Source organism: Variovorax paradoxus (assembly GCA_016806145.1).
GTDB lineage: Bacteria > Pseudomonadota > Gammaproteobacteria > Burkholderiales > Burkholderiaceae_C > Variovorax.
Genome location: CP063166.1, coordinates 98,458 through 118,932, shown reverse-complemented (window position 1 = coordinate 118,932; position 20,475 = coordinate 98,458). Strand labels below are relative to the sequence as shown.

Genomic DNA, 20,475 nt, shown 5'->3' with positions numbered 1-20,475 from the left:
CCGCTCGAACGAACACCCCACAAGGAGCCCACCCATGCCACGCAAACTGGTCGACCTCTCGATCTTCCTGGAGAACGACGTGCTCTCCGACCCGCCGGCCTTCGGCCCGAAGATCCAGTACTTCACGCACGAGAACACCTACGAGCAGATCGAGCCCTTCTTCCCCGGCCTCAAGAAGGAGGACCTGCCCGACGGCGAGGGCTGGGCGGTCGAGCTGGTGCAGTTGTCCACGCACAACGGCACCCACCTCGACGCGCCCTACCACTTCCACTCGACCATGGACAAGGCGCTCGGCGAGAAGAAGCCCGCGATCGCGATCCACGACGTGCCGCTCGACTGGTGCTTCCAGCCCGGCGTGAAGCTCGACTTCCGCCACTTCGCCGACGGCTACGTGGTGCGCGCGGCCGATGTCGAGGCCGAGCTCAAGCGCATCGGCCACACGCTCAAGCCGCTCGAGATCGTGGTGATCAACACGCGCGCCGGCTCGCGCTACGGCAACCCCGACTACGTGTCGGCCGGTGCCGGCATGGGCTACGAGGCGACCATGTACCTGCTCGAGCGCGGCGTGCGCCTCACGGGCACCGATGCCTGGAGCTGGGACGCGCCCTTCGTCCACACGGCCAAGAAGTACGGCGAGACGCACGACGCCTCGCTGATCTGGGAAGGCCACAAGGCCGGCCGCGACATCGGCTATTGCCACATCGAGAAGCTGCACAACCTCGAAGTGCTGCCGCCCACGGGCTTCTTCATCAGCTGCTTTCCGCACAAGATCCGCGGCGCCTCGGCCGGCTGGACGCGCGCGGTCGCGATCTTCGACGACGCGCTGATGGCCTCGGTCTAAGGAATCCTCTTTCATGCACACGCTCAACCACACGCACGACGTCCACGCCCGCAGCTGGGTCGAATCGGCCAACCCCACGGCCACCGACAGCAGCGACTTCCCGATCCAGAACCTGCCGCATGCGGTGTTCCGCCGCGCCGGCGGCGGCGAGGCCTTTCGCGGCGGCGTCGCAATCGGCGACCAGGTGCTCGACCTGGCCGCGCTGGTCCAGGCGCAGCAGCTCGACGGCCTCGCGCTCGAGGCGGCCACGGCCGCCGCGCAGCCCGCGCTCAACGACTTCTTCGCGCTCGGCCCCGCGGCCTGGCAGGCGCTGCGCCATGCGCTGTTCGCGCTGCTGAAGAACGATTCGCCGGTGGCCGCGGTGCAGGCCGTGCGCGCCTGCCTGGTGCCGCAGGCCGAGGCCGAGTACGCGATCCCCGCGCGCATCGGCGACTACACCGACTTCTACACCTCGATCGACCACGCGCTCAACATCACGCGCCTGTTCAACCCCGGCGGCGACGTGACCTCGAACTTCCGCTGGATCCCGATCGCCTACCACGGGCGCGTGTCGACCATCGGCGTGAGCGGCCAGCAGTTCCGCCGGCCCATGGGCCAGGCGATGGCGCCGGGTGCGACCGCGCCCACCTACCAGGCCTGCGCGCGGCTTGACTACGAGCTCGAGCTCGGCGTCTGGATCGGCACCGGCAATGCGCACGGCGAGGCCATTGCGCTCGCGGACGCGGAGCAACACGTCTTCGGCATCTGCCTGCTCAACGACTGGTCGGCGCGCGACATCCAGTTCTGGGAGATGGCGCCGCTCGGCCCCTTCCTCGCGAAGAACTTCGCGACCACGATCTCGCCGTGGATCGTGACCATGGAAGCGCTCGCGCCCTACCGCCAGCCCTGGACGCGCGCGGCCGCCGATCCGCAGCCGCTGGCCTATCTCGAGGACCCGGCCAACCGCGAGGCCGGCGCGATCGACATCCGGCTCGAGGTCTGGCTCGAGAGCGAGAAGGCGCGCGCCGAGAAGCGCGGACCTTCGCGCCTGTCGTCCACGAGCTTTCGCCACCAGTACTGGAGCGTGGCGCAGATGGTGGCGCACCACACGGTGGGCGGCTGCCAGCTCAACCCCGGCGACCTGTTCGGCAGCGGCACCATCTCGGGCCCCGGCGAGGGCGAGGCCGGCGCCATCATCGAGCTCGCGCGCGGCGGCCAGGCGCCCGTGGCGCTGGGCGACGGCGGCGAGCAGCGCAGCTTCATCGAGGACGGCGACGCCGTGCTGCTGCGCGGCTGGTGCGAGAAGCCCGGCCAGGCGCGCATCGGCTTCGGCGAGAGCCGCGGCACGGTGCTGCCGGCGCGCGGCTGAAGCGGGGAACGATCCATGCCGTTGCCGCAAGAGAACGATCACGCCGCGGCGATTCACGTGTCGATATGGCAAGCCATTTCGCACGCGAGCCCGGCGCCCGAGCGGGCCGCGACGGTGCCACCGGTAGCGACCCGCGCACGCTCGACGGCCGGCTCGAAGCGTGCATTCCTCGCACCGGATCGACGCACGGCGCGTGCGTCGGCCAGAACCGCGAAGCTTCTTCCTTCCTCAGTCGACGAAGATCAGTGAGCGGTGCAGCGAGGCTCCGGCCCGCACGCCATCGGCCGACGCCAGTGTGGCGTTCTGCATCGCGAGCGCCGCGTCGCCGGCCGCGAACACGCCGGGCACCGAGCTGGTCTTCATCATCGGATCGGTGCGCACCACGAGGCCCAGCGGGCCCTCGTCGAAGGCGCAACCGAGTTGCGCGGCCAGCGTGCTGCCCTGGCGCTGGGCCGGCGCCACGAACAGCGCGTCGAGCGGCAGCCGGCGCCCATCGTCGAAGCGCACCGCCTCGAGCGCGCTCGCCGGGCCTTCGAGCGCGACCACGCGGCCCGGGTCGAGCGTGATGCCGCGCGCATCGAGCTGCGCGCGCGTCTTCGCGTCGAGCGGCGGCAGGCCGTGCGTGAACAGCGTCAGCGGGCCCCAGTCGGCCACCAGCATCGCCTGGTGCACCGACAGCTCGCCGCTGCCGAGAACGCCGAGGCGGCGGTCGATGAACTCGTAGCCATGGCAGTAGGGGCAGTGCAGCACGCTGGAACCCCAGCGCGGCGCGAGGCCCTCGATGCTCTCGGGCAGCAGGTCGTGCACGCCCGTGGCCAATAGCAGCCGGCGCGTCACGAGCGTCTGGCCCGAAGCCAGCGTGACGGCGAACCGGGTGTCGCCCTCTTCGGCCGGCAGCGCGCACGCTGTCTCTGCCGCGTCCGCGACGAAATCGACCGATGGATATGCCAGCAGTTGCGCGCGCGCGTGGTCGCGCAATGCCAGCGGCGCCGCGCCGTCGTGGCCGAAGAAGCCGTGCGAGGCCTCGGCGAAGCGGTTGCGCGGCTGGCCCGCGTCGACCACGCAGATGCGCCGGCGTGCGCGCGCGAGCTGCATCGCGGCCGACAGGCCCGCGAAGCTGCCGCCGACGATCAGCGCGTCGTAGGGGAGGGAAGAACTCGTGGAATCAGGCATGGGCAATGTCCTTGGCAGTGAAGCCGCCTTCGTGCATGCGGCGGTGGAAATCCTTCGAGAGATCGGCCAGCGTGATGCGGCCCAGGCGCGCGAGCAGCAGCGCCTCGGCCTCGCGGCAGGCGCCGTCGAGGGCGGTGTTGACCGCCTGCTCGACGATGCAGCCCGGGCTCTCGGTGCGGTTGCCGAAGGCCAGCAGCGCGGGCGCGCCCACGGCCGCGTGGATGTCGGCCAGCGTCACCTTCGACAGCGGGCACGACAGCACCCAGCCGCCGCCATGGCCCTTGGCCGAGCTCACGAAGCCGGCCTGCCGCAGCCCGGCCATGAGGCGGCGCACCACCACCGGGTTGGTGTGCATCGCCTGCGCGAGCGACTCGGAGGTCGCGGGTTCGTCCATCTCGGCCATGTGCAGCAGCACGTGCAGGATGGCGGAAAGCTTGCTGTCTCGTTTCATGCAACATTATGAGTTGCATATGTTGAAGCGCGGCGACCATGGCGATGCATGACCCTGCGGGCCGTACGGTCGCGCGACGCCGGCCGGGAGCTCTCAGCCTGGCGTCGACCGATACCAGGCCAGCGCCGCCGCGTAGCCCGCCGGCGCCGCGAGCCGGATCGCGCGCAGTTCGCGCCATGCGGGCACGCGCGTGGCGAGGGCGATCGCATCGCCCGCGCCCTGTGCGATCGAGACCGACTGCAGGTGCTCGGTGATGCCCACGCCGACCGCCTTGAGCACCGCCTCCTTGCCGGTCCAGCGCAGATAGAAAGCCGCAAGCGGATCCGCCGCCTCGCGCACCGCCTCGCGCTCATCGGGCGTGAAGACCATCGCGCCGAGCGCATCGACCTCCACGTCGCGCGCGCAGCCCTCGATGTCCACGCCGACCTCGATTCCCGCCGCTGCGTCCGCGATGGCGACGAGTGCATGCGCGCCCGAGTGCGCGACGTTGAAGCGCGGCGCATCGCGGCCCTGAACGAAGGGCTTGCCCTGCGGTCCGGCTGCAAAGACCAACGCGAGCGGATCGCACCCCATGCGCTCGGCCAGCAGCGAGCGCAGCGCCACCCGCGCCGCGGCGAAACGCACGCGGTCGGCACGCCGCGCGAAACGCTGCATGCGTGCGTCCTCCTCGGCCGTCAGCGATGCACGCATCGCGGTGGGTTCGGTGTCGAGGTCCAGGTCGAGGCGGAAAACGGCGATGCTCGAGGGCAGCAGGTCGGAAACGAGGGAAGCGAGGCGCATGCGGCATTGTCCGCCGGGGTCTTTCGGACATGGTCTTCGCAGCGAGGCGCCATGCGACGGCCGCTTTCTGCCGCTATTTTTCGCTTTTTGTTACCTGGCTTTACCTGCAGTGCGGGCCAACGCATGAGCCGCCCATTCCGCCGACGGACGGCTCCCACAACCAGGCGCGGCCCCGGCGCTCACGGCCCCCACCGCGCCCTTCCCTATGTTTCATTCCGAGCCGGCACCCTGCCGGCTCTGTGTTTTCAGCGATCCCCGTATCACTCGAAAAGGAAGGAATCCCAGCCATGAAACAACAACACCATCGCATCGTCTTCGGCGCCCTGCTCGCCGGCCTGCTGGCCACCGCGGGCATTCAGGCCGGCGCACAGGTATCGACCCCGAACGTGGGCGTCGGCGTGGGCGTGAACGCCGGCGTGGGCGCATCCGGCGGCGGTAATGCGGGCGGCAATGCAGGCGGCGCACAGGCTGGCGCGCGTGGCGATGCCGCGGCGCAGACGCGCGCCAATGCCGGCGGCACCGGCGTCAATGCCGGAACCAACGCCGGCGGGGGTGCTGCCGCTGCAGGCCAGGCGAACGGCCGTGGCGCGAGCGCTGGCGGCAACGCCGGCGCGGGCGGCAATGCCTCGGGCAACGCGAACGGCGGCGGCCTCGGCAATGCCGTGGGCGGCGTGCTCGGCGGCGCGACCGGCGCGGTGGGCAATGTCGGCAACACGGTCGGCGGCGCCACGGGGGCGGTGAACGGCGCCACCAATGCGGTCGGCGGCGTAGCGGGCACGGCCAATGGCGCGACCGGTGCGCTCGGCGGTGCGACCAACACCGTCGGCGGCGCGGTGAACGGCGTGACCGGTGCAGCCGGTTCCGCGGGCGGCGCGCTGAAGCCGATCGGCACCGGGGCCGGCGCGGCCGGTCAGGCCGGTGGCAGCGGTGGTGTGAAGCTGGGCAAGTAAGCACGCCCTCCGGTGCGACAAGGCCCGTGGCCCTTTCGAGGCCACGGGCCTTTTTCGTGCGCGCTCAGTTCGACGTGTCGTCGCGCAGCCTGAACAGGCTCGTCACTTCCACATCGAGCACCATCAACTCCCGCTGGTTGAACAACCGCCAGCGCCAGCGCAGGATGCCCAGCGTGGGCTTGCTCTCGGAACGGCGCACCTCGATCACGTCGGCCACAAGGCGCAGCGCGTCGCCGGGGCGCACGGGGTTCGGCCAGCGCAGGTGCTCGAGGCCCGGCGAGGCAAACGATTCGGAGCCCGCGAGCGCGGCCTCGACCACCAGACGCATCGCGATGGCGCAGGTGTGCCAGCCGCTCGCGATCAGGCCGCCGAAGGGGCTCTCGCGCGAGGCCTCGGCATCGGTGTGGAACCACTGCGGGTCGTAGCTGCGGGCGAAGCCGACCAGCTCCTCCTCGCTGAGCAGGTAGGGGCCGGCCTCGATGACCTGGCCGGCGTGGAAATCGGCGAACTTCATCGGCGCAGCGTACCCGGCTCCAGGATGAGGATCAGTAGGTTTCGAGGTGCAGCCGGCCTTCGCGCTTGAGCGCGGCGCCCACGGTGTCCCAGTCCAGGCCCGCGTCCTTGGCCACGTCGCGCAGCGCGAGCACCACGCCCTCCTCCATGCTCTTGAGGCCGCAGACGTAGAAGTGGCTGGCGCCGTCCTTCAGCAGCGCGGCGAGGTCGGCCGCGCGCTCGCGCATCAGGTCCTGCACGTAGCGCTTGGGGCTTCCCGGCGTGCGCGAGAACGCGAGGTTGATGTCGATGAAATCCTTGGGCAGCGACTGCAGCGGGCCGAAGTACGGCAGCTCCTGCTGCGTGCGCGCGCCGAAGAACAGCATGAGCTTGCCGCCCTCGAACTTGCCGCTCTTGCGCAGCCGGCGGCGCCACTCGGTCATGGCGCGCATCGGCGCGCTGCCGGTGCCGGTGCAGATCATCACGATGTGCGACTTCGGATGGTTCGGCATCAGGAACGAGGCGCCGAAGGGGCCGACCACCTGCACGGTGTCGCCGACCTTGAGGTCGCAGACGTAGTTCGACGCGAGGCCGCGCACCGGGTTGCCCTGGTGGTCCTCGGTCACGCGCTTCACGGTGAGCGAGACGTTGTTGTAGCCGGGCCGCTCGCCGTTGCGCGGGCTGGCCACCGAGTACTGGCGCGCATGGTGGCGCTTGCCGATGGCGTCGACGCCGGGCGGCACGATGCCGATCGACTGGCCTTCGAGCACCGGGAACGGGATGGCGCCGAAGTCCAGCACGATGTGGTGGGTCTCGCTGTCGAAGCCGGCCTCGGTGCAGTTGAAGTTGCCCACCACGGTGGCGGTGGTCGGGGTCTTCGGCGGGAACAGGTTGGTGTAGGCATGCGCGGCCGACCAGGGCGGCACGGTGGCGCCGTACTGGGCCGAGTGGAAGACCGGCTCGGCCGCTTCGGTGCTCGCGGCCTGCGCCGGTGCCGCTTCGGCCACCTCGACGGCATCGGCCGCGTCGGCCGTCACGCCCGCGGCCTCGAGCTCCTCGGGCGAGAGTTCGGCCGGCAGCGATTCCCAGCCGAGCTGTTCCTCGATCGAATAGGCACGCACCACGGGCATGGTCCGCCAGTTGTCGATCGAGCCCGTGGGGCACGGCGAGATGCAGGCCATGCAGCCGTTGCACACGTCCGCGCGCACGACGTAGTTGTTGTCGTCGTGCGTGATCGCGTTGACGGGGCAGGTGGCCTCGCAGGTATTGCAGCGGATGCAGATCTCGGGGTCGATCAGGTGCTGCTTGATGACCCCGGCTTCAACGGCCATGTCCATGTCTTTTTCTCCTTTCCCTCGCCCCTTGGGGAGAGGGTCAGGGTGAGGGGGCAACGGCTTGTCGTGGGGACGCCGCCTACCCTCACCCCTGCCCTCTCCCCAAGGGGAGAGGGAGTGATACCAATCAGCCGAAACGCACGTATTCGAAATCGACCGGCTGGCGGTTGATACCCATCACCGGCGGCGCGATCCAGCCCGCGAACTTGCCCGGCTCGATGACGCGGCCCATCAACGATGCCACGAAAGCGAAGTCTTCGGTGCTCGGCAGCCATTCGTCGCGCTTGGCGGCCCATTCCATGTCGTTCACCACGCGGCCCTCGGGCGACATCTTGATGCCGGCGAGCGCGCCGATCTGGCGGTTGAAGGCCTTGTGCGGCACGACCAGGCGGGTCGGAATGCCGGCCTTCTCGAGCACCTTGTTCCAGCGGCCGACGCCAGCCACCGAGTCCTTGATGAAGTCGTCGCGCAGCACTTCGTTGAGCGCGTTGAGCATCGGCACGTCCTTCTCGACGAGCTGGCCGTCCTTCACCTCGAGCACCTTGTAGGTCTGGCCCTTGAGCACGTGATCGTCGGTGCGCTTGCCTTCTTCATAGCGGCCCTTGAGGCCCGAGCTGTAGAAGATGGCGGCGTTGCTCGACTGGTCGGCGCCGAACAGGTCGATGGTCACGCTGTAGTGGAAGTTCAGGTAGCGCTGGATGGTGCCGAGGTCGATGGCACCGGCCGCGCGCACCTTCTGCGCGTCGTCGGTCTTCAGTTCGTTCATGACCTGCGCGGTGCGCGCGATCACGCGCGACACGCCGCTCTCGCCCACGAACATGTGGTGGGCTTCCTCGGTCAGCATGAACTTGGTGGTGCGCGCCAGCGGATCGAAGGCACTCTCGGCCAGCGCGGAGAGCTGGAACTTGCCGTCGCGGTCGGTGAAGTAGGTGAACATGAAGAACGCGAGCCAGTCGGGCGTGCGTTCGTTGAAGGCACCGAGGATGCGCGGGTTGTTCTCGTCGCCCGAGGTGCGCTGCAGCAGTGCATCGGCCTCTTCGCGGCCGTCGCGGCCGAAGTGCTTCTGCAGCAGGTAGACCATCGCCCACAGGTGGCGGCCTTCCTCGACGTTGATCTGGAACAGGTTGCGCAGGTCGTACATCGAGGGCGCGGTCAGGCCCAGGTGGCGCTGTTGCTCGACCGAGGCGGGCTCGGTGTCGCCCTGCGTGACGATGATGCGGCGCAGGTTGGCGCGGTGCTCGCCGGGCACGTCCTGCCAGGCCTTCTCGCCCTTGTGGTCGCCGAAGTGGATCTCGCGGTTGGCGTCGCCCGGGTTCAGGAAGATGCCCCAGCGGTAGTCGCGCATCTTCACGTGGCCAAATTGGGCCCAGCCCTGCGGGTCGACGCTCACGGCGGTGCGCAGATAGACCTCGTGGTTGGTCGAGCCCTCGGGGCCGACGTCGTCCCACCAGTTGATGAAGTTGGGCTGCCAGCCTTCGAGCGCGCGCTGCAGCGTGCGGTCTTCGCCGAGGTTGACGTTGTTGGGGATCTTCTCGCTGTAGTTGATCGTGCTCATCGTTGTTCCTTGGGTTGTACGGGCTGCAGGTTCAGACGCGGTTGAGATCGAAGCCGGCCTTCTCGCCGGTGCCGTAGACCTTGAGCGCACCCTTCTCGCCGACGGCGTTGGGGCGGTTGAAGATCCAGTTCTGCCAGGCCGAGAGGCGGCCGAAGACGCGGGTGATCATGTTCTCCTTGCTCGAGAAGCGCAGGTTGGCCTCGAGGCCGGTCAGCGAGTCGGGCGACATGGCGGCACGCTCCTCGATCGCGATGCGGATCTCGTCGTCCCAGTCGATGTCGTCGGGCGCGGCCGTGACCAGGCCGAGCTTCAGGGCCTCGTCGGCATCGAGCGGCTTGCCGGCGGCGCCGCGCGCGGCCTCGAGCGGCGCGGCTTCCTCGTAGAAGCGGCGCTGCAGGCGGCTCTGGTCGTTGACCATCGGGAAGAAGCCGAAGTTGAACTCGTTGAGCACCAGCTTGGGCGCGCGCTCGGCATCGTCGGGCAGCGCGAGCATGTAGCTGCGGTCGGCCGCGAAGGCCAGCTCGGCCAGCGTGCCGGCGAAGCAGGAACCGGCCTCGACCAGCGCGAACAGGCTGCGCGAGGAGACGTCGAGGCGCGCCAGCGTGCGGCGCAGCGCGCCCAGCGTTTCGCGCACCAGCCAGTGGTCCTTGTTCGCGAGCATCACGGCGTCCGAGGCCAGCACGGCCTGGGCGTCGCCCTCGGTCTTCAGCAGCCAGGTGCCGATGTCGAGTTCGTTGGTGCGCAGGTTGAGGATCGCGTCGTCGAGCTCGCGGCACACGGCCAGCGGCCACCAGGCGGCGCCCGCGGCCTCGATGGCGGCGATGTCGGCCGGCTGCGCGCCGCTCGGCGCCTTGACGGTGATCGCGGCGGTGCGCTTGCTGCGGTCGATCTGCACGTTCACGTGCGAATAGGCGATGCCGTCGGCGCTGTCGGTGCGCTCGAGGCGCGTGAGGGCCACGCCCTTGGCGCCGGCGGGACGGTCGCTGCCAGCCGCGAGCTGCGAGGCGCGTTCCTGCACGGCGGCGGCGAACTGCGCGGGCTTGGCGACCGCGTCGACCAGGCGCCATTCGACGGCACGCTGGCCGCGTACGCCTTCGACGCTGGTGCAGAAGATGTCGGCCAGATCGTGGCGCACGTGGCGCTTGTCGGTCACGCGGGTCAGGCCGCCGGTGCCGGGCAGCACGCCGAGCAGCGGCACTTCGGGCAGCGAGACGGAGGAGGAGCGGTCGTCGACCAGCAGGATCTCGTCGCAGGCCAGCGCCAGTTCGTAGCCGCCGCCGGCGCAGGCGCCGTTCACGGCCGCGAGGAACTTCAGGCCCGAATGCTTCGACGTGTCTTCCATGCCGTTGCGGGTCTCGTTGGTGAACTTGCAGAAGTTCACCTTCCAGGCGTGGCTCGAGACGCCCAGCATGAAGATGTTGGCGCCCGAACAGAAGATGCGGTCCTTGCCGCTGGTCACGATCACGCTGCGCACCTCGGGGTGCTCGAAGCGGATGCGGTTGAGCGCGTCGTTGAGCTCGATGTCGACGCCGAGGTCGTAGCTGTTGAGCTTGAGCTTGTAGCCCGGGCGGATGCCGCCGTCCTCGGCGATGTCGAGCGTGAGGCGCGCGATCTCGCCGTCGAAGCCGATCGACCAGTGGCGGTACTGGGAAGGCTCGATGCGGTAGTCGACGCGCGGGGCGGCGGTGGATGCGGTGGTGTCGGTCATGGTGGGGTCTCCTGGGTCTTCCGTGGGCGTGAAAGGCCGCGGGACAAGGTCGATGCACGAATAATAATGCACTTTCCTGCGGCGATGACATGCATCATGCTGCATGTTTACGGGCACGTCAATGCCTGATGCACTTTTTTTCGGGGACGTGACCGAAGCCCGGTCCGGTGCGCGGCGGCGCCGGGCGGGTCAGGCCTTCAGGCCCATCGCCTGGCGGGCCGCGGCGCGCAGGTTCTGGAAGCTCTGCGGCAGGGTCTGGCGGCTGGTGTCGACCGTGAGATCGGCCTTCGAATAGAAGGCGGCGCGGCCGTTGAGGATGCGGCGCAGGTCGTCCATGGCCTCGCGGCTGGCGGCCATCGGGCGGGTGTCGCCCTGGGCGGCCACGCGGCCCATGTGCTCCTCGGGCGCGGCCTGCAGCCAGACGGTGGTGCAGTGCGCGAGCAGCTCGTTGAAGGTGGCGGGGTCGGACACGATGCCGCCGGGCGTGGCGATCACCACCTCGCTGTAGATCTGGATCGCCTCCTCGAGCGCGCGGCGCTCGTAGCGGCGGTAGGCGTTGGTGCCGTAGAGGTCGTGGATCTCGCGCACGCTGCAGCCGGCGAGCTTCTCGATCTCGCGGCTCAGCTCGACGAAGGGCACCTCGAGGTCGTCGGCCAGCATCTGGCCCAGCGTGGACTTGCCCGCGCCGCGCAGGCCCACGAGCGCGATGCGCCGGTGCCGCGCCGGGTCGACCGAGGCCGTGCCCAGCAGCTCGCCGAGCGCCACGCGCACGCGGCGCAGGTCGGCCTCGCTGCGGTGCTCGAGCAGCTCGCGGATCAGGAGCCACTCGGGCGAGCTGGTGGTCACGTCGCCGACCAGCTCGGCCAGCGAGCAATGCAGCGCGCCCGCCACCTGCTGCAGCACCAGGATCGAGGCGTTGCCGATGCCGTACTCGAGGTTGGCGAGATGGCGCTCCGACACCTCGGCCGCGATCGCCACCGCCTTGCGCGTGAGCCCGCGCTGCGCGCGCAGGTTGCGCACGCGCTCGCCGAGCGCGACCAGCAGCGGGTTCTTCACCTCCCCGGGCGCGGCGGGGGCGGCGCCTTCCGGCGCGGTGGCCAGCACCGCGTCTACATGCTCATTCATGCCATTCCTCTTGTTTCGCCGGCATTGTGCGCGCTCAGGGTAAACACCATAGATGCACTATATTGCTTGACACTGATTGTCTCGATGCTTATTGTTCGGCCACACGCAAGATACTGCACGTGCAGCATTCCTGCAAGGCAATACCAAAGTTCGAGGCCCACGATGTCCGACAGCAGCCACTCCGCCAGCCCCGGCGGCAAGGAAGCCTTCCACCAACTGATCGCCGGCCTGACCGCCGAGATCGCCGGCCGGCCGCTCGACGCCGAGCTCGACCGCTGGCTCAACGCGAACCACGGCGCCGGCAGCCCCACCTTCGCGCGGCTCGGCGCCGCCTGCCGCCAGGGCGTGGCCGAAGGCTGGCTGTGCGAGCGCGAAGGCGGCGGCATCAGGTACGGCCGCGTCTTCAAGGCCGAGGACGCGCTGCACCGCTTCTCGGTCGACGTGGTCGACATGCAGGACATTGCCGGCCCGCACCACACCCATCCCCAGGGCGAGATCGACCTGATCATGCCGCTGGACGACAGCCCCGCCGCCAGCTTCGACGGCCGGCCCGCGGGCTGGTGCGTCTACAGCCCCGGCAGCGCGCACCGCCCGACCGTCGCGCAAGGCCGCGCGCTCGTTCTCTATCTGCTGCCCGAAGGGCAGATCAAATTCACCGTATGACCGAGCTTCTTCCCAATCACGTCGCCGGCCGCTGGCAAAGCGGCTCGGGCGCCGGCACGCCCCTCTTCGACCCGGTGCTCGGCACCGAGCTCGTGCGCGTCGACGCCACCGGGCTCGACCTGCCCGGGGCCTTCGCGTTCGCCCGCGAACAGGGCGGCCAGGCGCTGCGCGCCCTCACCTACCGCCAGCGCGCCGGCCTGCTGGCGGCCGTCGTCAAGGTGCTGCAGGCCAACCGCGATGCGTATTACGAGATCGCCACCGCGAACTCGGGCACGGTGAAGAACGACTCGGCCGTCGACATCGACGGCGCGATCTTCACGCTGGGTCAGTACGCCAAGTGGGGCGATGCGCTCGGCGACGTGCGCGCGCTGCGCGACGGCGAGGCCGCCAGGCTCGGCAAGGAGCCGCTGTTCCAGTCGCAGCATCTGCAGGTGCCCACGCATGGCGTGGCGCTGTTCATCAACGCCTTCAACTTCCCCTCGTGGGGCCTGTGGGAGAAGGCCGCGCCCGCGCTGCTCTCGGGCGTGCCGGTGATCGTGAAGCCGGCCACCGCCACCGCCTGGCTCACGCAGCGCATGGTCAAGGACGTGGTCGACGCGGGCGTGCTGCCCGCGGGCGCGCTGTCGGTGATCTGCGGCAGCTCGGCCGGCCTGATGGACCAGCTCCAGCCCTTCGACGTGGTCTCGTTCACCGGCTCGGCCGACACCGCCGCGCTGATCCGCTCGCACGACGCCGTGGCGCGGCGCTCGGTGCGCGTGAACATCGAGGCCGACAGCCTCAACAGCGCGCTGCTGCTGCCCGGCGCCGCGCCCGGCAGCGAGGCCTTCAACCTGCTGGTGCGCGAGGTGGTGCGCGAGATGACGGTGAAGGCGGGCCAGAAGTGCACCGCGATCCGCCGCATCCTCGTGCCGGCCGAGTTCTACGACGCCGCCGCCGAAGCGATCGGCGCCAAGCTCGCGGGCGTGAGCGTGGGCAACCCGCGCAACGAGGGCGTGCGCATGGGCTCGCTGGTGAGCCGTGCGCAGCTGGCCGCGGTGCGCGAGGGCCTCGATGCGCTCGCCGCGCAGACCCAGGTGCTGCACGACGGCCGCGACCGCCCGCTGGTCGATGCCGACCCGGCCGTGGCCGCCTGCATCGGCCCGGTGCTGCTGGGTGCGCGCGACGCCGACGCGGCGCGGCAGGTGCACGACATCGAGGTCTTCGGCCCGGTCGCCACGCTGCTGCCCTACCGCGACACGGCCCATGCCTTCGCCCTCGCCCACCGCGGCCAGGGCTCGCTCGTGACCTCGCTCTACGGCGCCGACGAAACGGCGCTCGCGCAGGCGGCGGTCGAACTCGCGGCCAGCCATGGCCGCGTGCACGTGATCACGCCCGAGGTGGCGCAGGCCCAGACCGGCCACGGCAACGTGATGCCGATGTCGCTGCACGGCGGCCCGGGCCGCGCGGGCGGCGGCGCCGAACTCGGCGGCCTGCGCGCGCTGGACTTCTACCACCGCCGCAGCGCGGTGCAGGCGGGCAACGGCGTGCTCGCCGCCCTGGGGCTGTAGCCGCCCTTCTATATAGATACCGCCGCAGCCCCCCGGAGAGAGGCCCCAAGGAGACACACGATGAGCCTGCCACCCCGCTTCAATTTCGCCGAGCACCTGTTCGCGCTCAACCGCGAGCGCGCCGCGCGCACCGCCTACGTCGACGACCGCGGCACGCTGAGCTACGGCCAGCTCGAGAAACGCTCGCGCCGCCTGGCCGCGGCGCTCAAGGCCGCGGGCCTGCGCCGCGAGGAACGGGTGCTGCTCTTGATGCTCGACGGCAACGACTGGCCCGTGAGCTTCCTCGGCTGCCTCTATGCCGGCATCGTGCCGGTGGCCGTCAACACGCTGCTCACGCCCGAGGACTACGCCTACATGCTCGACCACAGCCGCGCGCAGGCCGCGCTGGTGTCGGGTGCGCTGCTGCCGGTGCTGCAGGAAGCGATGGCGCGCGGCGGCCACGAGCTGCACACGCTGCTGGTGTCGCAACCCGCGGGCGCGCTGCCCGAGGGCGCGCGGGATTTCGAGGCCGCGCTCGCCGCCGCCGAGCCGCTGGCCGCGCCCGCGCTCACGGCCTCCGACGATCCCGGCTTCTGGCTCTACTCGTCGGGTTCCACCGGCAAGCCCAAGGGCACGGTCCACACGCAGGCCAACCTCTGGTGGACCGCCGAGCTCTACGGCAAGCCGGTGCTGGGCCTGACCGAGAACGACGTCTGCTTCTCGGCCGCCAAGATGTACTTCGCCTACGGCCTGGGCAATGCGCTGACCTTCCCGCTGTCGGTCGGTGCCACCGTGGTGCTGATGGCCGAGCGCCCCACGCCCGATGCAACGTTCCGCCGCTGGGTGGAGCACAAGCCCACGGTCTTCTTCGGCGCGCCCACCGGCTTCGCGGGCATGCTCGCCTCGCCGAAGCTGCCGGCGCGCGAGGCGGTGGCGCTGCGCATGTGCTCGTCGGCCGGCGAGGCCCTGCCCGGCGAGATCGCGCAGCGCTTCAAGACGCACTTCGGTTGCGACATCATCGACGGCATCGGCTCCACCGAGATGCTGCACATCTTCATCTCGAACCGGCCCGACGACGTGCGCTACGGCACCACGGGCAAGCCGGTCGAGGGCTACGAGGTCGAGCTGCGCGGCGAGGACGGCCGCGCCGTGCCCGACGGCGAGGTCGGCGACCTCTACATCCGCGGCCCGAGTTCGGCGCTGATGTACTGGACCAACCGCGAGAAGTCGCGCGAGACCTTCCAGGGCGGCTGGACCAAGAGCGGCGACAAGTACACGCGCGACGCCGACGGCTACTTCACCTATGCGGGCCGCAGCGACGACATGCTCAAGGTCAGCGGCATCTACGTCTCGCCCTTCGAGGTCGAGGCCACGCTGATGCAGCATCCGGCCGTGCTCGAGGCCGCGGTGATCGGCAAGGAGGACGGCGAGGGCCTCACGAAGACCAAGGCCTTCGTGGTGCTCAAGGACGGCGGCACCACCACCGAGGACGAGCTCAAGGCCTTCGTGAAGGAGCGCCTCGCGCCCTACAAGTACCCGCGCTTCCTCGAGTTCGTGGCCGAGCTGCCGAAGACGGCGACCGGCAAGATCCAGCGCTTCCGGCTGCGCGAGCGCGAGAAGCAGGCATGAGCCTTCCGGACTTCGCCACCATCGACTGGCGCGGCCGCGCGGTGCGCATCGAGTGCCAGTGGATCGCGCCCGAGCGCGCCGACGCGCCGCTCGTCGTGTTCCTGCACGAGGGCCTGGGCTCGGTCTCGATGTGGAAGGACTTTCCCGCGCGCCTGTGCGAAGCCGCCGGCGTGCGCGGCCTGGTGTTCTCGCGCCCCGGCTACGGCCGCTCCACGCCGCGCGCCGAGGACGAGATCTGGGACGTGGACTTCATGCACCGCCAGGCGCACGAGGTGCTGCCCGCGCTGTTCGCGGCGCTCGCGCTCGACGGCGAAAAGCCCTGGCTGTTCGGCCACAGCGATGGCGGCTCGATCTCGCTGCTGTATGCCGCGCGCTTTCCCGATCGCGTCGCGGGCCTGATCGTGCTGGCGCCGCACATCTTCGTGGAAGACGTGACGGTGGCGAACATCGAGTTCGCGCGCACCGCCTACCTCGGCACCGACCTGCCGCAGAAACTCGGCCGCTACCACGACAGCGCCGATTCGGCCTTCTGGGGCTGGAACCGCATCTGGCTGCATCCGCCATTCCGCGACTGGAACATCGAGGCCGAGCTCGACGCGATCCGCTGCCCCGTGCTCGCCGTGCAGGGCCTCGGCGACGAGTACGGCAGCCTCGCGCAGATCCGCGGCATCGCCGCGCGCGTGCCCGGCTGCGAGCTGCTCGAGATCCCCGAATGCGGGCATTCCCCGCATCGCGATCAGCCGGATCGTGTCATCGTCGCGGCCACTTCGTTCATCACCAAAAACAGGAGACAGAGTTCATGACCATTCGCCACACCACCCGCCTCGCGCTGACCGCGCTGTCCTTCGCCGCGCTGTGCACGGCCGCCTCGGCCCAGGGCACGGGCAAGCTCAAGGTCGGCCTGATGCTGCCCTACAGCGGCACCTTCACCGCGCTCGGCGTGGCGATCGAGAACGGCTTCAAGCTCTACGTCGACGAGCAGGGCGGCAAGCTCGCGGGCCGCGAGATCGAATACTTCAAGGTCGACGACGAGTCCGATCCCGCCAAGGCCACCGACAACGTCAACAAGCTGATCAAGCGCGACAACGTCGACGTGATCGTGGGCACCGTGCACTCGGGCGTGGCCATGGCCATGGCCAAGGCCGCCAAGGAGAGCGGCACCGTGCTGATCGTGCCCAATGCCGGCGCCGACGCCGTCACCGGCCCGATGTGCGCGCCCAACATCTTCCGCAGCTCGTTCAGCAACTGGCAGCCGGCCTACGCCATGGGTGAAGTGGCGGCCAAGCAGCAGGGCAAGAAGAAGGTCATGACCATCACCTGGAAGTACGCGGCCGGCGAGGAGTCGGTCAACGGCTTCAAGGAAGGCTTCGAGAAGGCCGGCGGCAAGGTCGACAAGCAGCTCACGCTGCCGTTCCCGAACGTGGAGTTCCAGGCCCTGCTGACCGAGATCGCGGCGGCCAAGCCCGATGCCGTGTACGCCTTCTTCGCGGGCGGTGGCGCGGTCAAGTTCGTCAAGGACTACCAGGCCGCGGGCCTGAACAAGACCATCCCGCTGTACGGCCCGGGCTTCCTGACCGACGGCACGCTCGAGGCGCAGGGCGAATCGGCGCAGGGCATGCTCACCACGCTGCACTACGCCGACGGCCTGAACACGCCGCGCGACACCGCCTTCCGCACCGCCTACGCCAAGACCTTCAAGCTGCAGCCCGACGTGTACGCGGTGCAGGGCTACGACGCCGCGCAGATGCTGGGCGTGGGCCTCGCCGCCACCAAGGGCGACATCACGAAGAAGGCCGACTTCGCGGCCGCGGTCGAGAAGGCCAAGATCGACAGCCCGCGCGGCACCTTCACGGTCAGCAAGTCGCACAACCCGGTGCAGGACATCTATCTGCGCAAGGTGGAAGGCAAGGAGAACAAGCTGGTGAGCACGGCGATCAAGGGCTTGGCCGACCCTGCCCGCGGTTGCCGCATGTAAGGCCTCGGCCTTCCGCTAATCGGCTCGATCTTCTTCTCTTCGCTTTCGTATTTCGTCCCGGCCCGCCCCTGCCCGTTCGGGCTGAGCCTGTCGAAGCCGCCGCGCAAGCTGCGCGCCCCGCCTTCGACAGGCTCAGGCCGAACGGCTGGAGCGGCATCCGGCTCCGATTCTTGCCAGCCTCTTCAGTGAGACCCCACCCGTGGACTTCGGCACCTTCCTCGTCCAGTGCCTGAACTCGGTTCAGTACGGACTGCTGCTCTTTCTCGTGGCCTCGGGCCTGACGCTGATCTTCGGGATCATGGGCGTGATCAACCTCGCGCACGGCAGCTTCTACATGATCGGCGCCTACATGGCGTTCTCGCTGGCGCCGCTGTTCGGCGACCAGTTCCTGCTGATGCTGGTGGCCGGCGTGGTGCTCGCCGCCATCTTCGGCTACCTGCTCGAGTGGGCCTTCTTCAGCTATCTCTACCAGCGCGACCACCTGCAGCAGGTGCTCATGACCTACGGCCTGATCCTGGTGTTCGAGGAACTGCGCTCGATCCTGGTGGGCAACGACGTGCACGGCGTGAAGGTGCCGGCCTGGCTCGACGGCAGCTTCGCGCTGGGCAGCGTGATGAGCTATCCCTGGTATCGCCTGTTCGCCTCGGCCGCCTGCATCGTGCTGGCGCTGGCGCTGTACTGGGTGGTCAACCGCACGCGACTGGGCATGATGATCCGCGCCGGCGCGAGCAACCGCGACATGGTGCGCGGCCTGGGCATCGACGTGAAGCGGCTCTACCGCATCGTCTTCGCGGCCGGCGTGGCGCTCGCGGCGCTGGCCGGCATGATCGCCGCGCCGATGTCCTCGGTCTATCCCAACATGGGCGCGAGCGTGCTGATCATCTGCTTCGTGCTGGTCGTGATCGGCGGCATCGGCTCGATCACCGGCGCGCTCGTCGCCTCGCTGCTGGTGGGCTTCGTCGACACCTTCGGCAAGGTGTTCTTCGCCGACCTGAGCGGCATCGGCATCTACCTGCTGATGGCGATCGTGCTGATCTGGAAGCCCGAGGGGCTGATGGGACGGCGTCCATGAGTTCGATCCCCAGGACCTCCACGCGCATGATTGCCTCCACGCCTTCCCCTGCCCGCGCCGGCTCTTTCGGCGGCTTCGCGCTGCCGCTGGCCTGCGCGCTGGCCATCGGCATCGCCGGCCCGCTGCTGGGCAACTACGCCTCGGACTTCATCGTCAAGGTGATGATCCTGTCGATCTTCGCGCTGAGCCTCGAGCTGCTGGTCGGCATGACCGGCCTCGTGAGCCTGGGCCACGCGGCCTTCTACGGCATCGGCGCCTACGTCACGGTGCTGGCCTCGGGCGCCGAGGGCGGCAACTTCGCGCTGCTGCTGCCCGCGGCCATGGGCGCGGCCGGGCTCTATGCCCTGTTCGTCGGCGCGCTGAGCCTGCGCACGCGCGGCGTCTACTTCATCATGGTGACGCTGGCCTTCGCGCAGATGGCCTTCTTCGTGTTCCACGACACCAAGGTCGGCGGCGGCAGCGACGGCATCTACCTCTACGTGCGCCCGGCCCTCGGCGCGCTCGACCTCGAGAACCGCACGGTGCTGTTCTACGTGGTGCTGGCGGCGCTGGTGTTCACCTACGCGCTGCTCGCGCTGCTGCGCCGCTCGCGCTTCGGCGCGGCGCTCGCGGGCATCCGCGTCAACGAGCAACGCATGCGCGCGGCGGGCTTCCCCACCTACGCCTACAAGCTCGCGGCCTTCGTGCTGGCCGGTGCGCTCGCCGGCCTCGCGGGCTTCCTGCTGGCCTCGCGCGACGGCGTGGTCAATCCCGAGCTGATGGCCTGGCACAACTCGGGCGAGGTGCTGCTGATGGTGATCCTCGGCGGCCTGGGCCACCTGCGCGGCGCGGTGATCGGCGCCATGGCCTTCACGCTGCTCAAGGAGATCTTCTCGACCCACGCGCTGCTCGGGCCGCTGGCCGACCACTGGCAGCTCACGCTGGGGCTGACCATCATCGTGTTCGTGGCGCTGCTGCCCAAGGGCCTGATCGGGCTGGTGCAGCGGCTGTCGCCGAGGAGCGGGGCATGAACGCACGCATCAACGATTCGGTGCTGCTGTCCGTCGAGGGACTGACCCGCCGCTTCGGCGGCCTGGTCGCGGTCAACGCGGTCACGCTCGACCTGCACGTGGGCGAGGTGCATGCGGTGATCGGCACCAACGGCGCGGGCAAGTCGACGCTGATCAACATGCTCTCGGGCGAGATCGAGGCCTCGGCCGGCCGCATCCGCCTCGACGGCGAGGACATCACGACGCGCGCGCAGTTCCGCCGCGCGCTCGCGGGCGTGGGCCGCAGCTATCAGCGCACCACCATCTTTCCGGAGTTCAGCGTGCACGAGAACTGCCGCCTCGCGGCGCAGGCGGCCACGCCGCGGCCCTGGGCGATCTGGCAGCCGTCGCGCGGCTGCGCCGCGAGCTCGGCCTCGGCCGACGCGGCGCTCGAAGCCGCGGGCCTCGCCGCCGAGGCGCACCGCATCGCCGGCACGCTGAGCCACGGCGCGCAGCGCCAGCTCGAGGTGGCGATGTGCCTGGCCACGCATCCGCGCGTGCTGCTGCTCGACGAGCCGCTGGCCGGCATGGGCGCGGAGGAGACCGACCGCATGCTGAACCTGCTCGCGCAGCTCAAGGCCACGCACGCCATCCTGCTGGTGGAGCACGACATGGACGCGGTGTTCCGCGTGGCCGACCGCATCACGGTGATGGTCAACGGCACGGTCATCGCCACCGGTAGCCCCGACGCGATCCGCGAGAACCCCGAAGTCCGCACCGCCTACCTCGGCGAGGAACACTGATGCCCCCACGCTCTGCACTTCGTGTCATCGCTGCCCACCGGGGAGGCTCAGGCCTGCCTTGGGGCGGCCCGGCGGGAGGCCT

The 20,475-nt window shown here is 69.8% G+C and carries 19 protein-coding genes; 11 read left to right on the top strand and 8 right to left on the bottom strand.

The window, feature by feature from the left end:
- Window positions 1–34: 34 nt before the first annotated feature.
- Window positions 35–841, top strand: a complete 807-nt coding sequence (locus tag INQ48_00590) for a cyclase family protein (GenBank protein QRF57798.1) — start codon at window positions 35–37, stop codon at window positions 839–841.
- A gap of 13 nt (window positions 842–854) precedes the next feature.
- Window positions 855–2,189 carry a fumarylacetoacetase gene (fahA, locus tag INQ48_00585; protein ID QRF57797.1) on the top strand — a complete coding sequence of 445 codons (1,335 nt, stop codon included), beginning with the start codon at window positions 855–857 and terminating at the stop codon, window positions 2,187–2,189.
- 228 nt (window positions 2,190–2,417) lie between these two features.
- On the opposite strand, the gene INQ48_00580 is transcribed toward fahA, so the two are convergent.
- The 3 genes from INQ48_00580 to INQ48_00570 all read right to left on the bottom strand — a co-directional run bounded on the left by INQ48_00580 (window position 2,418) and on the right by INQ48_00570 (window position 4,593).
- Window positions 2,418–3,362, bottom strand: a complete 945-nt coding sequence (locus INQ48_00580; GenBank protein QRF57796.1) for an NAD(P)/FAD-dependent oxidoreductase — start codon at window positions 3,360–3,362, stop codon at window positions 2,418–2,420.
- Window positions 3,355–3,813, bottom strand: coding sequence for an Rrf2 family transcriptional regulator (locus tag INQ48_00575; protein QRF57795.1), 459 nt, complete (start codon window positions 3,811–3,813; stop codon window positions 3,355–3,357). Before INQ48_00575 ends, INQ48_00580 begins: the two co-directional genes overlap by 8 nt.
- Before the next feature lie 93 nt (window positions 3,814–3,906).
- On the bottom strand, window positions 3,907–4,593 hold the full coding sequence (locus INQ48_00570) for a 4'-phosphopantetheinyl transferase superfamily protein (protein QRF57794.1): 687 nt from the start codon (window positions 4,591–4,593) through the stop codon (window positions 3,907–3,909).
- A 287-nt stretch (window positions 4,594–4,880) separates the two neighbouring features.
- Here INQ48_00570 and INQ48_00565 point away from each other — a divergent pair, with 287 nt between their 5' ends.
- Window positions 4,881–5,543 carry a hypothetical protein gene (locus tag INQ48_00565; GenBank protein QRF57793.1) on the top strand — a complete coding sequence of 221 codons (663 nt, stop codon included), beginning with the start codon at window positions 4,881–4,883 and terminating at the stop codon, window positions 5,541–5,543.
- Window positions 5,544–5,607: 64 nt separating this feature from the next.
- On the opposite strand, the gene INQ48_00560 is transcribed toward INQ48_00565, so the two are convergent.
- The 5 genes from INQ48_00560 to INQ48_00540 form a co-directional block, all read right to left on the bottom strand.
- Window positions 5,608–6,057, bottom strand: coding sequence for a MaoC family dehydratase (locus tag INQ48_00560; protein QRF57792.1), 450 nt, complete (start codon window positions 6,055–6,057; stop codon window positions 5,608–5,610).
- A gap of 31 nt (window positions 6,058–6,088) precedes the next feature.
- Window positions 6,089–7,372, bottom strand: coding sequence for a benzoyl-CoA 2,3-epoxidase subunit BoxA (gene boxA / locus INQ48_00555; GenBank protein ID QRF57791.1), 1,284 nt, complete (start codon window positions 7,370–7,372; stop codon window positions 6,089–6,091).
- A gap of 124 nt (window positions 7,373–7,496) precedes the next feature.
- Window positions 7,497–8,924 (bottom strand): benzoyl-CoA 2,3-epoxidase subunit BoxB, encoded by a 1,428-nt coding sequence (gene boxB / locus INQ48_00550; protein QRF57790.1) that lies wholly within the window; start codon window positions 8,922–8,924, stop codon window positions 7,497–7,499.
- Window positions 8,925–8,955: 31 nt separating this feature from the next.
- Complete coding sequence (locus INQ48_00545) at window positions 8,956–10,632, bottom strand: benzoyl-CoA-dihydrodiol lyase (GenBank protein QRF57789.1); 1,677 nt, start codon at window positions 10,630–10,632, stop codon at window positions 8,956–8,958.
- A gap of 189 nt (window positions 10,633–10,821) precedes the next feature.
- On the bottom strand, window positions 10,822–11,757 hold the full coding sequence (locus INQ48_00540; GenBank protein ID QRF57788.1) for a helix-turn-helix transcriptional regulator: 936 nt from the start codon (window positions 11,755–11,757) through the stop codon (window positions 10,822–10,824).
- 162 nt (window positions 11,758–11,919) lie between these two features.
- Between INQ48_00540 and INQ48_00535 the strand changes: the two genes are divergently transcribed.
- From INQ48_00535 to INQ48_00500, 8 genes are all read left to right on the top strand, one after another.
- Complete coding sequence (locus INQ48_00535) at window positions 11,920–12,420, top strand: DUF4863 family protein (protein QRF57787.1); 501 nt, start codon at window positions 11,920–11,922, stop codon at window positions 12,418–12,420.
- Entirely contained in the window at window positions 12,417–13,967 is a 1,551-nt protein-coding gene (locus INQ48_00530; GenBank protein QRF57786.1) for a 3,4-dehydroadipyl-CoA semialdehyde dehydrogenase, read from the top strand. Before INQ48_00535 ends, INQ48_00530 begins: the two co-directional genes overlap by 4 nt.
- Before the next feature lie 60 nt (window positions 13,968–14,027).
- A complete protein-coding gene (locus tag INQ48_00525; GenBank protein QRF57785.1) occupies window positions 14,028–15,575 on the top strand; it encodes a benzoate-CoA ligase family protein in 1,548 nt (515 codons plus the stop codon).
- On the top strand, window positions 15,572–16,378 hold the full coding sequence (locus tag INQ48_00520) for an alpha/beta hydrolase (protein QRF57784.1): 807 nt from the start codon (window positions 15,572–15,574) through the stop codon (window positions 16,376–16,378). Before INQ48_00525 ends, INQ48_00520 begins: the two co-directional genes overlap by 4 nt.
- Window positions 16,375–17,550, top strand: a complete 1,176-nt coding sequence (locus tag INQ48_00515) for an ABC transporter substrate-binding protein (GenBank protein QRF57783.1) — start codon at window positions 16,375–16,377, stop codon at window positions 17,548–17,550. The genes INQ48_00520 and INQ48_00515 overlap by 4 nt, the downstream gene beginning before the upstream one ends.
- Window positions 17,551–17,749: 199 nt before the next feature.
- Entirely contained in the window at window positions 17,750–18,622 is an 873-nt protein-coding gene (locus tag INQ48_00510; protein QRF57782.1) for a branched-chain amino acid ABC transporter permease, read from the top strand.
- Window positions 18,623–18,648: 26 nt separating this feature from the next.
- A complete protein-coding gene (locus INQ48_00505) occupies window positions 18,649–19,632 on the top strand; it encodes a branched-chain amino acid ABC transporter permease (GenBank protein QRF60558.1) in 984 nt (327 codons plus the stop codon).
- On the top strand, window positions 19,629–20,393 hold the full coding sequence (locus INQ48_00500) for an ABC transporter ATP-binding protein (GenBank protein ID QRF57781.1): 765 nt from the start codon (window positions 19,629–19,631) through the stop codon (window positions 20,391–20,393). The genes INQ48_00505 and INQ48_00500 overlap by 4 nt, the downstream gene beginning before the upstream one ends.
- The last annotated feature ends 82 nt before the right edge of the window (window positions 20,394–20,475 follow it).

Excerpts from the sequence above, each read along its gene's own strand:
- INQ48_00590 (QRF57798.1), top strand. The coding sequence starts at position 35 with ATGCCACGCAAACTGGTCGACCTCTCGATCTTCCTGGAGAACGACGTG.
- fahA (QRF57797.1), top strand. The coding sequence starts at position 855 with ATGCACACGCTCAACCACACGCACGACGTCCACGCCCGCAGCTGGGTC.
- INQ48_00580 (QRF57796.1), bottom strand. The coding sequence starts at position 3,362 with ATGCCTGATTCCACGAGTTCTTCCCTCCCCTACGACGCGCTGATCGTC.
- INQ48_00575 (QRF57795.1), bottom strand. The coding sequence starts at position 3,813 with ATGAAACGAGACAGCAAGCTTTCCGCCATCCTGCACGTGCTGCTGCAC.
- INQ48_00570 (QRF57794.1), bottom strand. The coding sequence starts at position 4,593 with ATGCGCCTCGCTTCCCTCGTTTCCGACCTGCTGCCCTCGAGCATCGCC.
- INQ48_00565 (QRF57793.1), top strand. The coding sequence starts at position 4,881 with ATGAAACAACAACACCATCGCATCGTCTTCGGCGCCCTGCTCGCCGGC.
- INQ48_00560 (QRF57792.1), bottom strand. The coding sequence starts at position 6,057 with ATGAAGTTCGCCGATTTCCACGCCGGCCAGGTCATCGAGGCCGGCCCC.
- boxA (QRF57791.1), bottom strand. The coding sequence starts at position 7,372 with ATGGACATGGCCGTTGAAGCCGGGGTCATCAAGCAGCACCTGATCGAC.
- boxB (QRF57790.1), bottom strand. The coding sequence starts at position 8,924 with ATGAGCACGATCAACTACAGCGAGAAGATCCCCAACAACGTCAACCTC.
- INQ48_00545 (QRF57789.1), bottom strand. The coding sequence starts at position 10,632 with ATGACCGACACCACCGCATCCACCGCCGCCCCGCGCGTCGACTACCGC.
- INQ48_00540 (QRF57788.1), bottom strand. The coding sequence starts at position 11,757 with ATGAATGAGCATGTAGACGCGGTGCTGGCCACCGCGCCGGAAGGCGCC.
- INQ48_00535 (QRF57787.1), top strand. The coding sequence starts at position 11,920 with ATGTCCGACAGCAGCCACTCCGCCAGCCCCGGCGGCAAGGAAGCCTTC.
- INQ48_00530 (QRF57786.1), top strand. The coding sequence starts at position 12,417 with ATGACCGAGCTTCTTCCCAATCACGTCGCCGGCCGCTGGCAAAGCGGC.
- INQ48_00525 (QRF57785.1), top strand. The coding sequence starts at position 14,028 with ATGAGCCTGCCACCCCGCTTCAATTTCGCCGAGCACCTGTTCGCGCTC.
- INQ48_00520 (QRF57784.1), top strand. The coding sequence starts at position 15,572 with ATGAGCCTTCCGGACTTCGCCACCATCGACTGGCGCGGCCGCGCGGTG.
- INQ48_00515 (QRF57783.1), top strand. The coding sequence starts at position 16,375 with ATGACCATTCGCCACACCACCCGCCTCGCGCTGACCGCGCTGTCCTTC.
- INQ48_00505 (QRF60558.1), top strand. The coding sequence starts at position 18,649 with ATGATTGCCTCCACGCCTTCCCCTGCCCGCGCCGGCTCTTTCGGCGGC.
- INQ48_00500 (QRF57781.1), top strand. The coding sequence starts at position 19,629 with ATGAACGCACGCATCAACGATTCGGTGCTGCTGTCCGTCGAGGGACTG.